Origin of the sequence: Rhizobium sp. RU36D (genome assembly GCF_900176345.1) — a bacterium.
Lineage (GTDB): Bacteria > Pseudomonadota > Alphaproteobacteria > Rhizobiales > Rhizobiaceae > Allorhizobium.
The window spans coordinates 1-14,743 of sequence record NZ_FWXU01000047.1 but is presented as its reverse complement, the minus strand read 5'-3'; the positions used below and the strand labels follow the sequence as shown (position 1 = coordinate 14,743).

At 62.0% G+C, this 14,743-nt stretch carries 17 protein-coding genes; 10 read left to right on the top strand and 7 right to left on the bottom strand.

The genetic code is table 11. From position 1 onward, the window contains the following. A partial coding sequence (locus B9A97_RS30305) for a DoxX family protein (RefSeq protein WP_244564399.1) occupies positions 1-470 on the top strand: 470 nt, incomplete at its 5' end. Positions 471-526: 56 nt separating this feature from the next. Next, positions 527-685 (top strand): hypothetical protein, encoded by a 159-nt coding sequence (locus tag B9A97_RS30300; RefSeq protein ID WP_244564398.1) that lies wholly within the window; start codon positions 527-529, stop codon positions 683-685. Between the two features lie 76 nt (positions 686-761). On the opposite strand, the gene B9A97_RS28490 is transcribed toward B9A97_RS30300, so the two are convergent. The 4 genes from B9A97_RS28490 to msrP all read right to left on the bottom strand — a co-directional run bounded on the left by B9A97_RS28490 (position 762) and on the right by msrP (position 4,307). Continuing rightward, positions 762-2,030, bottom strand: a complete 1,269-nt coding sequence (locus B9A97_RS28490) for an RNA polymerase sigma factor (RefSeq protein WP_084369215.1) — start codon at positions 2,028-2,030, stop codon at positions 762-764. Positions 2,031-2,112: 82 nt separating this feature from the next. After that, entirely contained in the window at positions 2,113-2,550 is a 438-nt protein-coding gene (locus tag B9A97_RS28485; RefSeq protein ID WP_084369214.1) for a YciI family protein, read from the bottom strand. Positions 2,551-2,700: 150 nt separating this feature from the next. Then, a complete protein-coding gene (gene msrQ, locus B9A97_RS28480; protein WP_084369213.1) occupies positions 2,701-3,357 on the bottom strand; it encodes a protein-methionine-sulfoxide reductase heme-binding subunit MsrQ in 657 nt (218 codons plus the stop codon). Between the two features lie 2 nt (positions 3,358-3,359). After that, positions 3,360-4,307 carry a protein-methionine-sulfoxide reductase catalytic subunit MsrP gene (gene msrP, locus B9A97_RS28475; RefSeq protein ID WP_084369212.1) on the bottom strand — a complete coding sequence of 316 codons (948 nt, stop codon included), beginning with the start codon at positions 4,305-4,307 and terminating at the stop codon, positions 3,360-3,362. 303 nt (positions 4,308-4,610) lie between these two features. Between msrP and ilvD the strand changes: the two genes are divergently transcribed. After that, on the top strand, positions 4,611-6,446 hold the full coding sequence (gene ilvD, locus B9A97_RS28470) for a dihydroxy-acid dehydratase (RefSeq protein ID WP_084369211.1): 1,836 nt from the start codon (positions 4,611-4,613) through the stop codon (positions 6,444-6,446). Between the two features lie 119 nt (positions 6,447-6,565). After that, positions 6,566-7,657 carry an acyltransferase family protein gene (locus B9A97_RS28465; RefSeq protein ID WP_084369210.1) on the top strand — a complete coding sequence of 364 codons (1,092 nt, stop codon included), beginning with the start codon at positions 6,566-6,568 and terminating at the stop codon, positions 7,655-7,657. A 4-nt stretch (positions 7,658-7,661) separates the two neighbouring features. On the opposite strand, the gene B9A97_RS28460 is transcribed toward B9A97_RS28465, so the two are convergent. Further along, positions 7,662-8,531: a DUF6597 domain-containing transcriptional factor gene (locus B9A97_RS28460; RefSeq protein ID WP_084369209.1), complete on the bottom strand. Its 870-nt coding sequence runs from the start codon at positions 8,529-8,531 to the stop codon at positions 7,662-7,664. A gap of 183 nt (positions 8,532-8,714) precedes the next feature. On the opposite strand from B9A97_RS28460, the gene B9A97_RS28455 reads away from it, so the two are divergent. Next, positions 8,715-9,062 (top strand): hypothetical protein, encoded by a 348-nt coding sequence (locus tag B9A97_RS28455; RefSeq protein ID WP_084369208.1) that lies wholly within the window; start codon positions 8,715-8,717, stop codon positions 9,060-9,062. Positions 9,063-9,065: 3 nt separating this feature from the next. On the opposite strand, the gene B9A97_RS28450 is transcribed toward B9A97_RS28455, so the two are convergent. After that, entirely contained in the window at positions 9,066-9,371 is a 306-nt protein-coding gene (locus B9A97_RS28450; protein WP_244564400.1) for a lysozyme inhibitor LprI family protein, read from the bottom strand. Positions 9,372-9,767: 396 nt separating this feature from the next. Here B9A97_RS28450 and B9A97_RS28445 point away from each other — a divergent pair, with 396 nt between their 5' ends. Continuing rightward, on the top strand, positions 9,768-11,171 hold the full coding sequence (locus tag B9A97_RS28445) for a DegQ family serine endoprotease (protein ID WP_084369206.1): 1,404 nt from the start codon (positions 9,768-9,770) through the stop codon (positions 11,169-11,171). Further along, positions 11,168-12,478, top strand: coding sequence for a replication-associated recombination protein A (locus tag B9A97_RS28440; protein WP_084369205.1), 1,311 nt, complete (start codon positions 11,168-11,170; stop codon positions 12,476-12,478). The genes B9A97_RS28445 and B9A97_RS28440 overlap by 4 nt, the downstream gene beginning before the upstream one ends. A 9-nt stretch (positions 12,479-12,487) precedes the next feature. Here the strand turns inward: B9A97_RS28440 and B9A97_RS28435 are convergent, their stop codons facing one another. Next, entirely contained in the window at positions 12,488-12,799 is a 312-nt protein-coding gene (locus B9A97_RS28435; protein WP_084369204.1) for a DUF1883 domain-containing protein, read from the bottom strand. A 265-nt stretch (positions 12,800-13,064) separates the two neighbouring features. Here B9A97_RS28435 and B9A97_RS28430 point away from each other — a divergent pair, with 265 nt between their 5' ends. From B9A97_RS28430 to B9A97_RS28420, 3 genes are all read left to right on the top strand, one after another. Beyond that, entirely contained in the window at positions 13,065-13,289 is a 225-nt protein-coding gene (locus tag B9A97_RS28430; RefSeq protein ID WP_244564397.1) for a hypothetical protein, read from the top strand. Positions 13,290-13,617: 328 nt separating this feature from the next. After that, the gene (locus B9A97_RS28425) at positions 13,618-14,250 is read left to right on the top strand and encodes an outer membrane protein (protein ID WP_084369203.1); all 633 of its coding nucleotides are present in this window, start codon (positions 13,618-13,620) and stop codon (positions 14,248-14,250) included. A gap of 236 nt (positions 14,251-14,486) precedes the next feature. Further along, positions 14,487-14,708 (top strand): hypothetical protein, encoded by a 222-nt coding sequence (locus tag B9A97_RS28420; protein ID WP_084369202.1) that lies wholly within the window; start codon positions 14,487-14,489, stop codon positions 14,706-14,708. Positions 14,709-14,743 lie beyond the last annotated feature (35 nt).

Genomic DNA, 14,743 nt, shown 5'->3' with positions numbered 1-14,743 from the left:
CGCGCTTGGAACAGGCTCGTCGATCAGCCGTGGAAGATCATGTCCATCGGAACGCGCGATTGGGCGCATCGGTCATGATCCGTGCACGTTGGTATAAGAGGGACATGCAAATGGTTGACGTATCCATTTTCAATAACGACAAAGACCACCTGATCATCCCGCCGCTTGCCGGCTTTTATGACCGTGTGGCCCAACCCATGGCCTGGAGCATTTTCCGGCTCGCGGTCGGCGGCATGCTGGTTGTCGAGGGGTGGCCCAAGATTTTGGCGCCGCTGGCGCAGGTCGGTTTCGTCGAAAATCTCGGCTTCTATCCCGGTTGGCTTTGGTCGCCGCTGCTGGCGGTCATGCAGGTGTTTGGCGGCCTGATGATCGCGCTCGGCCTGTTTACCCGACCCGCGGCGCTGGCCAATGGCGTCATGCTGGCCATTACCCTCTGGTTCCACTACATCCCTATGGCGATGCCTTCCTGACCCAGGCCGGCATCGACGCCCTGAAAGCGGGTGGTGACCTCTTCACGCCGGAGGCCATGGCCCGCCTCGGAGACGGCGGCACGAAGTTCTTGCACCAGGTGCAGACCAAGGCGGAACTCGCTTCGCTCTTCTGGACCGGCGGCGTCTTCCTCTTTGCAGCCTTTGGCGGCGGTTATCTGTCGCTCGACCGCTTGCTGTTCAGGAAGCAGTTCTGATCGAGAGTGACCAAACTATACGAGAACAACAAACCGGGCGAGCAATTGCCCGGTTTGTCGGTTTCACGACCTGCACTTAGCTACGCCCGCATTCTTCCGCCCGTTGTTGGAGAAAGGCGCGTTCGCTCTTGTTGCGGCTGAGGGATGCTGCCCGTTTAAAGGCGCTGCGGGCCTCGCCCTTCTGTCCGGCCCGCATCAGGCAGTCGGCTTTGGCGGCTGAAAGAGGGGCGTAGCGCTGCAAGGCCGGTTCGGCTTCGAGTTCCGCCAACAGGGCAAGTCCGACCATCGGACCCTTGGCCATGCTATAGGCGATCGCCCGGTTCAGCGCGACGACCGGGGATGGCATCACTTTAAGAAGCCGGTCGTAAAGCCCCGATATCCGGAACCAATCCGTTTCCTGGAAACTGCGTGCGCGGGCATGGCAGGCAGCCAGTTCAGCCTGCAGGGCATAGGCGCCGTCACGGCCGCCAAGCGCCTGCACCCGGTCCAGCGCGGCAAGTCCGCGCCGGATCAGCATCAGGTCCCACCGAGCCCTGTTCTGATGCTCAAGCGTCAGGGTTTCGCCGTGCGGTCCCGTGCGGGCGTTCAGCCTCGATGCCTGGATTTCCATCAGCGCCAAGAGCCCGAGCACTTCGGGTTCGTCAGGGGCAAGCGCCACGAGGATCCGGCCAAGGCGCATGGCCTCGTTGCAGAGGGAAGGGCGGATCGCATCCTCACCTGAACTGGCCGCATAGCCCTCGTTGAAAATCAGGTAGATCACCTCCAGGACGGCAGCGAGCCTTAGGCCGCGCTCATCGCCGCGTGGCACCGCGTAGCTTGCCCCGGACGAACCGAGCGCCTTCTTCGCCCTGACGATGCGTTGGGCGATCGTCGGCTCGCTGGTGAGAAACGCCCTTGATATCTCTTCGGTCGTCAGGCCTCCCACCAGCCGCAGCGTCAGCGCCACCCGCGCCTCTCTTGAGAGCACGGGATGGCAGGCGGTGAACATCAGGCTCAGGCGCTCGTCGCCGATATCGTCATCCATGGCTTGCTCGAGCTCCCCGATGGGATCGTGGTGGCTTGCGCCATCAAGATCGAGCGCAAGCTCCTGGTGTTTGCGCTCCAGCATCGAGCGCCGGCGAAGCTGGTCGATGGCGCGACGCTTGGCGGTCGCCATCAACCAGGCTGCCGGATTGGCGGGCACCCCACGCTTCGGCCAGTCCGATAGCGCAGCCACCAGCGCGTCCTGGGCCAGTTCCTCGGCGAGGCCGATATCGCGCACCATGCGGGTCAGGCCCGCAATCAGCCGCGTACGCTCAATGCGAAACACGGCCTCGGCGGCAATATGGGTATCCCTCGTTTCCATGCGCGCCGATTATGGGGAATTGCTCGGGGCAGTCAACGAGGGGGTGTGCCGCTACGCGCCTGCGCCCTTACACCCTTGCGCATCAGCCCTTGGAGGCCTGCTGCTTGGCCAGGCCCTCGGCGGCGCGGTCATGGCTGGCCTGGCCTTCGGGTGAGGCGATGTCGGCAAAGTCTTCCATCTCGTAGAAGGGACGGATCTCGATTTCACTCGGTCCCATCATTGGGTTGGGGCAGCGCTTCACCCATTCCACGGCCTCCGCCATGTCTTTGACTTCCCAGATCCAATAGCCTGCCACCAGTTCCCGGGTCTCGGCAAAGGGGCCATCGATCACCGTCCGGCTGGCGCCGTCGAAGGCCACGCGCTTGCCGACCTTAGAGGGCTTGAGGCCGGCGCCTTCCATCATGATGCCGGCCTGCACCAGTTCTTCGTTGAACTTGCCCATATCCTCAAACAGCTTGGCCGGCGGCATGATGCCTTCTTCGCTGTCTTCTGTCGCCTTGACCATCACCATTACGCGCATGTCTTGTCTCCTCATCAGAATGCGGGATGCATCATCGCACTCCCTGATGATACAACGAACGAGCATTGAGGGATTCGACAAGTCCAAGACAATTTCTTCAAAAAAAATCGGGTCGCTGTAAACGGCCCGATCAATGGGAGAGAGTGGGGATCAGGCCTTGCTGCCCGAGGGTGCCGCAACGGTCGCTGCCGCCTTCTTCCGCGCCCGTTTGCGCTCCATGAGATAGGGACGCACAAGACGGTATCCGAGAAGCAGCGTCACCACGGCGAGGTAGAAGACCGGCTCCAGCGTGATCGACTTGATCGACAGGACGTAGTGCAGCACCGCCACCAGCGGGATGGGGTAGGCGAGCTTGTGCAGCGTGGTCCAGCGCGGCCCGAGCTTGCGGATCGACCACCTGTTGGAGGTGAGTGCCAGCGGTATCAGCATGATCAGCCCGGCCATGCCCAGCATGATATAGGGCCGCTTCAGGATGTCGCCGAGGATCGAGGTCAGGATAAGGCCCCGGTCGAGCGTCAGGTATACCGCGAAATGCGCCAGCACATAGTAGAACGCGAGCAGCCCCAGCGCCCGGCGATAGGCGATCAGGTTGATCCCGGCGAGATCCCGTAGGGGGGTGATCGCCAGCCCCAGGCACAAGAATCGCAGTGCCCACAGCCCCAGCGCATGCTCAAATGTCCGCACGGGATCAGCACCGAGCTGCGCCGTGACCCCAAGGTAAAAATACCAGAGGCCCGGCACCAGACCGAGAACATAGAGCAGCCAGATGGCGGCATCGCGCTGGCGGGAGCTGAGGGCGGTTGCCATGGTCAGTAATTCGCCCGGAGATCCATGCCGGCATAGAGGCTTGCGACCTCATTGGCATAGCCGTTGAAGGGCAGGGTGTTCATGCGGGCGCCGCCGAACAGGCCATTGGCCTCGCCTATGCGACGTTCCGTGGCCTGGCTCCAGCGCGGGTGATCGACCTCCGGGTTCACATTGGCATAGAAGCCGTATTCGCTCGGCGCCGACATCTTCCAGGTGCAAGGCGGTTCGTTCTCGGTCAGCGTGATCTTGACGATCGACTTGATGCCCTTGAAACCGTATTTCCACGGCACGACCAACCGCAGCGGCGCCCCGTTCTGGTTCGGCAGGGTCTCGTCATAAAGGCCGGTCGCCAGGATCGTCAGCGGATGACGCGCCTCGTCCAGCCGCAGGCCCTCGACATAGGGCCACTTCAGCGCCTGAAACAGGCCGGTCTGGCCCGGCATTTCCTCCGGCCGCACGATGGTTTCGAACGCCACATACTTGGCGCTGCCCAAGGGCTCGACGCGGTCGAGAAGTGCGGCCAGCGGGAAGCCGATCCACGGGATGACCATCGACCACGCCTCGACGCAGCGCATACGGTAGACGCGCTCCTCCATCGTGAAATCCTTCATGATGTCGTCGATGCCGATCACGGTTGGCTTGTTGACGAGCCCGCCGATCTCCACGCGCCAGGGGGTTGGTTTGAAATCTCCGGAATAACGAACCGGGTCATCCTTGCCCGTACCGAATTCATAGAAGTTGTTGTAGGTGGTCGCGTCTTCCTTGGACGTGATCTTGTCGGTCACCTTGTAATCCGTCTCCTTGGCAGCCAGTGGCGCCGCCATGACGCCGGGCGCCGATGCGAGCGCCAATCCGCTTGCGGCAGCACCGAGCAGGGTGCGCCGGTTCATGTAGAACTTCTGCGGCGTGATCTCGGAGGCGGCGATCTTCGGTGGGCGATAGCTGGGCATAGTGTCTCCTCCGCGAGGGATGGTCAGGTTCAGGCTTCAATGCTTATACGTAGCGTAGCAAAGCAAAGTTTCAGCCGCTGTAAAAGAAACATAAAACCACATCTGCGTGTGTGGCCAGTCGCGATCACATTTGCGTTTTCCCAGTTGCGGGAGTTGGCTCAACCGTACCGTTTTGCCGCAAGGCGATAGTGACACTCCGGCCCCGATGCAGTACCACAGGACAAAACCGGCTTGCGATGCCTCCGGACGGCGCGTCCCTGTTCAGGCCGGAGCAAAACAACGATAAATTCCGAGGTGACACCGATGCCAGCCTATCGTTCAAGAACCACGACCCACGGCCGTAACATGGCAGGTGCGCGCGGCCTTTGGCGCGCCACCGGCATGAAGGATTCCGACTTCGGCAAGCCGATCATTGCGGTCGTCAACTCCTTCACCCAGTTCGTGCCGGGCCATGTGCACCTGAAGGACCTTGGCCAGCTCGTCGCGCGGGAAATCGAGGCGGCCGGCGGGGTCGCCAAGGAGTTCAACACCATCGCCGTCGACGACGGCATCGCCATGGGCCATGACGGCATGCTTTATTCGCTGCCGTCGCGCGAGATCATCTCCGACTCGGTCGAATACATGGTCAATGCCCACTGCGCCGACGCCATGGTCTGCATTTCCAACTGCGACAAGATCACCCCCGGCATGCTGTCGGCCGCCATGCGGCTCAACATCCCGGCCGTTTTTGTTTCCGGTGGCCCGATGGAAGCCGGCAAGGCCACACTGCACGGCAAGAAAGTGGCGCTCGATCTGGTTGACGCCATGGTTGCCGCAGCCGACGACAAGATTTCCGACGAGGACGTGGCCGTCATCGAGCGCTCGGCCTGCCCGACCTGCGGCTCCTGCTCGGGCATGTTCACCGCCAACTCCATGAACTGTCTGACCGAGGCTCTCGGCCTGTCGCTGCCCGGCAATGGCTCGACGCTCGCCACCCATGGCGACCGCAAGCGCCTGTTTGTCGAGGCCGGCCACCTGATCGTCGATCTCGCCCGTCGCTACTATGAGCAGGACGACGAAACCGTCCTGCCGCGCACCATCGCCTCCAAGGCCGCCTTCGAAAACGCCATGTCGCTCGACATCGCCATGGGCGGATCGACCAACACCGTTCTGCACATCCTGGCGGCGGCCCATGAAGGCGGTATCGACTTCACCATGGACGATATCGATCGCCTTTCGCGCAAGGTGCCCTGCCTCTCCAAGGTGGCACCTGCCAAGAGCGACGTGCACATGGAAGACGTGCATCGCGCCGGCGGCATCATGCGCATCCTCGGCGAGCTCGATCGTGGCGGTCTTATCAACCGTGACTGCCCGACGGTTCATGCCGAGACGCTCGGCGACGCCATCGACCGCTGGGATATCACCCGCACCAATTCCGAGACGGTGCGCGAATTCTTCAAGGCCGCACCTGGCGGCGTTCCCACGCAGGTCGCCTTCAGCCAGTCCTCGCGTTGGGACGAACTCGACACCGATGGTGAAAAGGGCGTCATCCGCTCCGTCGAACATCCCTTCTCCAAGGACGGCGGCCTCGCCGTGCTCTATGGCAACATCGCGCTCGACGGCTGCATCGTGAAGACGGCGGGTGTCGATGAATCCATCCTGAAGTTCACCGGTCCGGCTGTCGTGTTCGAAAGCCAGGACGCGGCCGTCAAGGGCATCCTCAACAACGAGGTCAAGGAAGGCGATGTCGTCGTCATCCGCTACGAAGGGCCGAAAGGCGGCCCGGGCATGCAGGAAATGCTCTACCCGACGAGCTATCTGAAGTCCAAGGGCCTGGGCAAGGCGTGCGCGCTGATCACTGATGGCCGCTTCTCCGGCGGCACGTCGGGCCTGTCGATCGGCCATGCCTCGCCGGAAGCGGCACAGGGCGGCGCGATCGGCCTGGTGCGCCAGGGCGACATGATCGCCATCGACATTCCGGCTCGCACCATCAACCTGCTGGTACAGGAATCGGAACTCGCCGCCCGTCGCGCCGAACAGGACAAGCTTGGCTGGAAGCCTTCCGCGCCGCGCAAGCGCAATGTCACCACGGCGCTCAAGGCCTATGCCGCTTTTGCATCGTCGGCCGACAAGGGCGCCGTTCGCGTTCTGCCCGAGTAACGGTACTATTTCTCAACCCGTCGGCGGGGCCGGCGGGTTGCCTGTTAACCAGTAATTAAGGTTAAACTTTCGTAAATTCGATTGTCTGGATATACCCCTCGTGAATAGGGAGATGATCCATGACAAAAATCGGCGAGCACCCGACGGAAAGACTACACTTTCTCGACGGATGGCGTGGAATAGCCATTCTCGCCGTCATGATCGGGCACTTCTTTCCGGTGCCGGGCATGGACATCGGCTCGTTCGGCGTCGAACTCTTTTTCGTGCTCTCCGGCCGTCTCATGGCCGAGATTCTGTTCGTCCGAAAGGTGGAAGCGCTCGAATTCCTTCGTCGGCGCATCTCCCGTATCTATCCCGCATTGCTGGTCTTTGTGCTCTGTGTCAGCATTCCCGCGCTGCTGAGCGTGCAACTGATGGACACGCGTGAGCCGCTGGCGCAGGTGCATGACATCATCGCCGCCCTGACATTCACTACGAACTATACCGAGTTCTTCTTCTACCGTGGCCTGGCCTTTGGGCACACCTGGTCGCTGGCGGTGGAGGAGCACAGCTATCTCATCCTGCTGGTGCTAGCCTGGTTCACCCGCCGCAATGCACGTTTGGCCCTGTATTTCATGGTTGGTGCGACCATCCTCTGCGTCATCAACGGTCTCATCTCGAGCCATTATTTTGGCCAGCGGGAAGATCTCGCCTATTGGCGCACGGATGTCCGGATTGCTTCGATCCTGATCTCGGCCTCGATCTATCTGGCCATCCGCGAGTTTGATCTGCGGCGCTTCATGCATCCGGCCACCACGCTGCTGGCCGTGCCGGTCGCCTTGATCCTGTTCACCGATGATGCGCCGGGTTACATCAAATACGGCGTCGTCACACTGATGCTGGCCTGGTGCGTCAATGCGCTCGACGTTGCTCCGGCATTCGTCCGAAACGCGCTGTCGGTTCGGCCGCTGGTCTCCATTGGCCTCATCAGCTATTCGCTTTATCTCTGGCAGCAGCCATTCTATGCGGCCGCCGGTCCCTTCCGGGAAAAGGGCGTCATCTACATCATCGTGCTCGTCATCGCCGCCTTCTGCTGTGCCATCGGCAGCTATGTCCTGATCGAAGGCCCTGCGCGCCGGTTTATCAACGGCATCGACCTGCGCCGACGCCGTGCACGCCGCCCATCGTCAGGAACAGTCGAGTGGTTCGGCCCGGAGCCCGCCCGGCGGTAGCGGCTTAAGCCTTGGGTGGGCCTGCGGCCGCTGTCGGGCTGCGGTAAAACAGGCGGCCAAACTCGTTGTCGAGTTCGGCAAATGCCGATGGGGCGTGGCCCGTAAAGCGCCTGAAGGTGTGAATGAAATGGGCTTGGTCGTAGAAGTGATCAAGCGCATCCTCTCGCAGCATTCTCAGATCCCGGTGTCCCGCATAGCGCCTGTACAGCCTCTCGAATGCCATGACCGACTGCAGTTTTTTGGGCGTCATCCCCACCTGCCTTAGAAACAGCGTCTGTAGATGCCGACGCGAACAATCCATTCGGTCGGCGAGGTGTTCGATAGGGATGGAAAAGCCACTCGCTGCCATAGTCCGCATCGCCGCCTGAACGATAGGATCGGGTGATGGCCCGTTCTCCAGCGCCCGGTCGATCAGAAAGGCGTGGACCAGAGCGACGGCGGCGGTCGCGGTGTCTGCCTCGGCCACGCGGCGAGCAAGCTTTTCTCCGAGCTTGCCAAGCAAGGCATCGACCGGCGCGATTTCGAGGAAGATCTCGTGCAGGTCCTGCCGGATGAAATGCGCGAGGCCGGTCGGCGTGAATTCGACACCGATCGTCACCGTCCGCCCCGCGGTTGACGACAGGGTGGTCGGCTGGTCCCAGAGCCCGACCAGAACGATTTCCCCTTCCGGACTGTGCCGCCCGGGCTTGCGTGTGGAGGTTGGCATTGCCCGCGCAGTCAACCCATTGCGCCAAGGGACGATGAGCTTCGCCCTGCCATTGGGTACGACAACGCGGGCATCCATGGCCGGCAAGCCCGCAGGCGCATCGAACACCCAGAAATGATGGATGTAGGGCGCGATGACGGCATGAGGTGGAATGGTTCTGAGGAACATGCCGTGATCCAGGCTTATTGTCGAGGCTGACAATGGCGGAGACTAAAGCGCTGAAAGCGAATCTGAAAGATGGCGGCACCCTTCGGCCGTTCCCAAATTTACAATACGCCTGACCTGGGAGCGGATAGCTGTCGGACATCGACACTAACAACAGCCGAACCGCCCGAAAAGGAAGCCAAGTCCATGCTGATCGCCGAATTCGCCTTCTCAGCCGTTCTGTTTATCGGCGCCTTGCTTCACGTCTACGGCTCGTTTGCGACCTTACCGTCCGGATCGCCCGAACTGGTTTGGTCGATCGGTTCGAGCGGATTTGCGATCCTGCTTTCCGTTCTGGCCGCATTGCGGGCAAGAAGGCGCACAGACCGCGCGCTTTCTGCCATCGTCGGGGTCGGCTGCATCGGCTGGGTGGCCTTAGTTCTCACCTTTGGCATGGCCATTGGCAATCCGGCCGATCCGCGGGTGCTATATCATGTGGTCGTAGGACTGCTGCTCGCGGCCTTTGCCGTCAGAGGCATCGTATTTACCCGATAACAGTCAAAATGGCCGTTCGATCTTGGCAAACACGGCCTTCAATTCATCGAGCCGGCTTGCATACGCGTCCCGCAGGCATTGGAGGTCGGCGTTGCAGGCCTGGCGCTTGGTGAGCCAGGCGACCTGTGCATCCTGCAACTCGCCGCGAGAGCCCATGGCCAAGAGCTGAGAAACCAGGTCGAAGGTGGTGACCATCCGCACATCCGCGTCATTCAGGTCGCGGTTTTCGCAGATCGCCTTTTCATCCGCCTTCAATTCCGCGCTGCTGCAATCGAAGCTCGCAGCTTGAGCGTTGGGCGCGGCGGCCATGAGCGACAGCAGCAGGGTGATGGCGGGCAGGGCAGGGGTCAGGCGGTTCATGTCGGTCTCCTCAGGCTATGCAATACGGGTTTGAGCCTAATGCGCATGAGACAGCGCAAACGTCTGTCCGTCCCAATCGTTCCCAGAAACCACTTGCCCACGCGTTTTCACGATGAGGTGAAACAGGCGCATGACGCCCCGCTCTCTGCATGCCTTCGGTGAACTCTATCGGCGCGGCGGCCTTGCCGAGAGCGGCACGCGCCTGGTTTCTTCAGGAAGGCTTGATCACCGCGGGCACCGGCCCCATTTCCCCGTGGCTTTCCATGGTTCGGCCTCAATTTGGTTTGCAGTAGTGAGGCCGCAAACCGTATCAATGCACGGCCCAATCGCTCGAAGGGGATTCGCATGCCACGCCTGAACTATTTCATCCCGGCCCTGATCGCCGCCGCCTTGGTCTTGCCGATCGCTGCCTATACCCAGCAGTCACCCAAGACGGTGCCGCAAAGCCAGGCCGAGATGCAGATGTCTTTCGCGCCGCTGGTCAAGCAGACACACGGTGCCGTGGTAAATGTCTATGCCGAGCGCCTGGTGCAGCGCCGCTCGCCCTTTGCCGGCGATCCCTTCTTTGAGCAGTTCTTCGGCCAGCGCATGCCGAACCGCACCGAAAAGCAATCCTCCCTCGGTTCGGGCGTCATCGTTGCATCAAACGGCACAGTCGTGACCAACAACCACGTGATCGACGGCGCCGACGACATCAAGGTCGCGCTGTCGGATGGCCGGGAATTTCCGGTGAAGCTGGTCCTCAAGGACGACAGGCTCGATCTCGCCGTCCTGAAGATTGACGCGCCCGAGGCGCTGCCGGCGCTCACGGTCGGTGATTCCGACAAGCTGGAGGTCGGCGACCTGGTGCTGGCGATCGGCAATCCCTTCGGCGTCGGCCAGACGGTGACCAGCGGCATCGTCTCGGCGCTTGCCCGCAACCAGGTCACGCAAGGCGATTTCGGCTTCTTCATCCAGACCGATGCCTCGATCAATCCCGGCAATTCCGGCGGCGCGCTGATGAACATGCGCGGCGAACTGATCGGCATCAACACGGCGATCTTCTCCCGCGGCGGCGGCTCCAATGGCGTCGGTTTCGCCATTCCGGCCAATCTGGTCAAGGTCTTCATCGCCGCTGCTGAAAGCGGCGCCAAGAGCTTCGAGCGGCCCTATGTCGGCGCCTCCTTCGAGCCTGTCACATCAGACGTGGCCGAAGCGCTGGGCCTGAAGCGCGTGCTCGGCGCCCTGGTGGTCCGCACCGTCGAGGGTGGCCCAGCTGACAAGGCGGGCCTCAAGGCCGGGCAGGTCGTGACCGCGGTCAACGGCCTTGGTGTCGAGCATCCCGACGCCCTGGGCTATCGCCTGACCACCGCCGGCCTTGGAAATGCCGTCACATTGACCGTTGCCGAGAATGGCAAGGAGCGCGATATCACCCTCAAGCTGAGCGGTGCTCCGGAAACGACGCCGCGCGACGAGCGGACCATCGAGGGCCGCAATCCCTTTGCAGGCGCGACCGTCGCCAATCTCTCGCCGAGGCTCGCCACCGAACTGCAGATGCCGGCAGAAGTCACCGGCGTGGTCGTCACGGCGCTTGCGTCCGGATCTCCTGCGGCCCGGCTCGGATTTGCCCCACATGACATCGTGATTGCGGTCAACGGGATAGCGGTTACGACGACGGCAGACCTCGCCAAGATCGCCTCGAGCAATCCCGGCTTCTGGCAGGTGGAGATCGAGCGCGATGGCCAACGCATCCGGCAGATCTTCCGATGAGCGATCTCTTCGCCCCCGTAGTGCCGGACGACGTCGCGGCGCGGCGGCCCTTGGCCGACCGGCTGCGGCCGCAAAGCCTGGCCGATGTTGTGGGGCAGGAGCATCTGACGGGCGAAGACGGCGTTCTGGCCCGCATGATCGCCTCGGGGTCCCTAGGCTCGATGATCTTCTGGGGACCGCCGGGCACCGGCAAGACAACCGTTGCGCGGCTATTGTCCGGCGAGGCGGGCTTGGCCTTCGAGCAGATCTCGGCGATCTTTTCTGGCGTCGCCGATCTCAAGAAGGCCTTCGAGGCGGCCCGCAGCCGGCGGATGTCCGGCCGCCAGACGCTACTGTTCGTCGATGAGATCCATCGCTTCAACCGCGCCCAGCAGGACAGTTTCCTTCCCGTGATGGAAGACGGCACGATCATCCTGGTCGGCGCCACGACGGAGAATCCGAGCTTCGAACTCAACGCCGCTCTGTTGTCCCGGGCCCGGGTCCTGACCTTTCAGCCACTCAGGGAAGAATCGATCGAACTGCTCTTGTCCCGCGCCGAGACGGTGGAGGCCAAGCCGCTGCCGCTTGACCCCGACGCTCGCTTGGCGCTGATGAGCATGGCCGATGGCGATGGCCGCGCAGCGCTGACGCTGGCCGAGGAGGTCTGGCGTGCGGCGCGGGCAGGCGAGGTGTTCGATACGGCGGGCCTTTCCCGCATCGTCCAGCGCCGGGCGCCCGTCTATGACAAGGGCCAGGACGGGCACTACAATCTGATCTCCGCCCTGCACAAGGCGGTGCGCGGCTCCGATCCCGATGCCGCGCTGTATTATCTCTGCCGCATGTTCGATGCCGGGGAAGATCCGCTGTTTCTCGGCCGGCGGTTGGTGCGCATGGCGGTGGAGGATATCGGTCTTGCCGATCCCCAGGCGCTGGTGGTCTGCAACGCCGCCAAGGACGCCTATGACTTTCTTGGCTCGCCCGAGGGAGAACTGGCGCTGGCGAATGCCTGCGTCTACCTGGCGACCGCGCCGAAATCCAACGCGGTCTACACCGCCTACAAGGCGGCGATGCGGACTGCGAAGGAGAATGGCTCGCTGCTGCCGCCCAAGCATATCCTCAATGCCCCGACCAAGCTGATGAAGGGGGAGGGCTATGGCGAGGGCTATCGCTACGATCACGACGAGCCCGACGCCTTTTCCGGCCAGGATTATTTTCCCGAAAAGCTCGGCCGCCAGACCTTCTATGATCCGCCCGAACGCGGCTTCGAGCGGGAGATCCGCAAGCGGCTGGACTGGTGGGCGAAGCTTCGGCGCGAACGCGGTGGTTGAAAACCGGGCTTAAGCGGCCTTTTTCGAGCGCTTGCGCTTCGGTGGCTCGACGATCTTCAACTGCGAATCCGCCAGGCCGTGATGACCTTCCATATCCACGACGACATGCCAGTGGCCGGGCTCGGGAATGACCAGATGCGCCGGTGAGACCTTGCAGATGCCGCCCAAATACTGGAAATCCAGCACTTCCTTGAATCGTTGGAAATTCGCCGTCGTCATCAGGCGGACATTGTTGACGGCCGACATGGTCACCTCAATGATGGTTCCTGCCGGCTGTTCCTCCAGATCGTAGTGGGTATAGCGGAATGTCGGCTTCGGCACGCGGGTCCTCTTCTGGTGCTGATTGTGTCTGACGGGTTCTGGTGATCCGGCATTATCCCAGACCGTGGTTAAGGAACTCTTGGGCGCAAACTGCCAATTATTCCACACCGCAGGCGTGTCGTTGCGGACAGCACTGATCGGTGGGACCGGGATGCGTGTCCCTGGATTTTTTCTCGGGAGACGGCCGTTGCGGAACTTTTTCGAAGCACCGCCGTTTTTCTCTCGAACGCAAGACAGCCATGACCACAGCGCAGGGAGAAGGATCTTGAAGACGGATCACTACATCGCCATTTGCGTTGGCATGATGGTCAATGCGGTGCTGTTCGGCATCGGAGCGATCACCGTCCTGTCGATCCCGTCGCTGGAGCCCTATTGGAAATATCTCCTGCCGGCGGTGGTCGTGGCGAGTTTCGCCCTGACACCCTTCATCGCGCGGCAGATTGCCCCGCGACTTCGGCTTCGCAACAGACGCGACGCCCTCAGGACCTGAAGATCCACCTTCGGTCCACTGCATACCCTGGCAGCCCGGTTTCCCTCCCCCGGGCGGCTCAACCATAAAAATCCGACCTCCCGTCTCGCCCTGTCTCTCCCCTGGACAGGGCGGATTTTTTTGTGCCTTCGCATTCCTCGAAACAGCCGCCCATCAGGTTGGAAGTTACCGGCGGGTTAACGAAGTCTTTAAGAATTCGTGAAAATGATAGCGGACCTGCTGCAGTGCGGGACGTCGGGGGCGAAGGTTCGACGTGAGGGTCCGTGCTGCGGTTTGGCTTGTATGTTGAGTGTTGCCCGCTCCGCGGGTTTTTGTATGGAGTAAACTCATGAACACAAGCGCGAAATCTTTCGCCCTCGCTCTCATCGCGGCCTCTGCCGCTGCCCCCGCCTTGGCGGCTGACCTGACCTATTCCGATACCACATCCTATGAAGCACCTGCGTCCACCTCGACCGGCGGCTGGACCGGCGCCTATGTCGGCGGCCATCTCGGCATGGGGTCCGACAAGCTCGACCCGTTTTCCGGCGACAAGGGCTTGGCCGTCGGCATCCAGGGTGGCTATAACCAGGAATTGAACGGCGCGGTGATCGGCGGCGAACTGGAACTGTCCCACATGGGCGACACGGAAGTGCGCCTGCCCGGCGGCGACCTGAAGGAACGCCACCGCTTGGCGCTGAAGGCCAAGGGCGGCCTGCCGTTGGGCGACACCCTGGTCTATGGCACCGGTGGCATGGCGTTGACCAATATGCGCGACAATGGGCCGGTGCAGGGTCCTGACGGATGGAAGCCCGGCTGGCTTGCCGGCGCGGGTATCGAGCAGAAGTTCAACTCGAACATCTCGGGCCGCGTGGAATATAACTATGTTCGCACCAACGATATCAGGGTGTTCAACGGCACCAGCACCACCACCGGCGATGTCGGCGACCACACCATCAAGGCCGGCGTGAACTACAAGTTCTAGTCTCGGCAGACTGGTTTTTAGCATCATGCACGCCTCGGTCTTGACGGACCGGGGCGTTTTGCGTGGAAGCGGGCGGCCAGTGGGGCAGACTGGCCCCTTGGCGAATTCTAGGATTGTTCGGACGGGGCGCTGAAAGCTGCCTCGTAAGGTAGTTAAGTAGTGGCACCTCTCAGCGCCCCGTTCGGCAGTTTCTGCCCGCGACTTCGGTCTCTCTGCGATGCGGGTGGGAAAGGGTCGTGACCGCCACCGGCATTGGCGCCGGCTTTGGTGTCATGCACGCCCTTGAGAGTTACGCTGCCGGCTCGAATTCTGGTTCGGACGTTTCCGTCCTCACCCGTCTGCGCGGCCATGACGGCCGCCGGCTGCGTCTTCCACCTGCGCCGCGCCTTTTGTGTGTTTCGGCGTGCAAAATTGGCTCTGACTCATTCTTGATGATGTTTCGGATTGTACTGGCCTGATTCTTGAAGGAGAATCAGCGCCATGCGAGCCTATT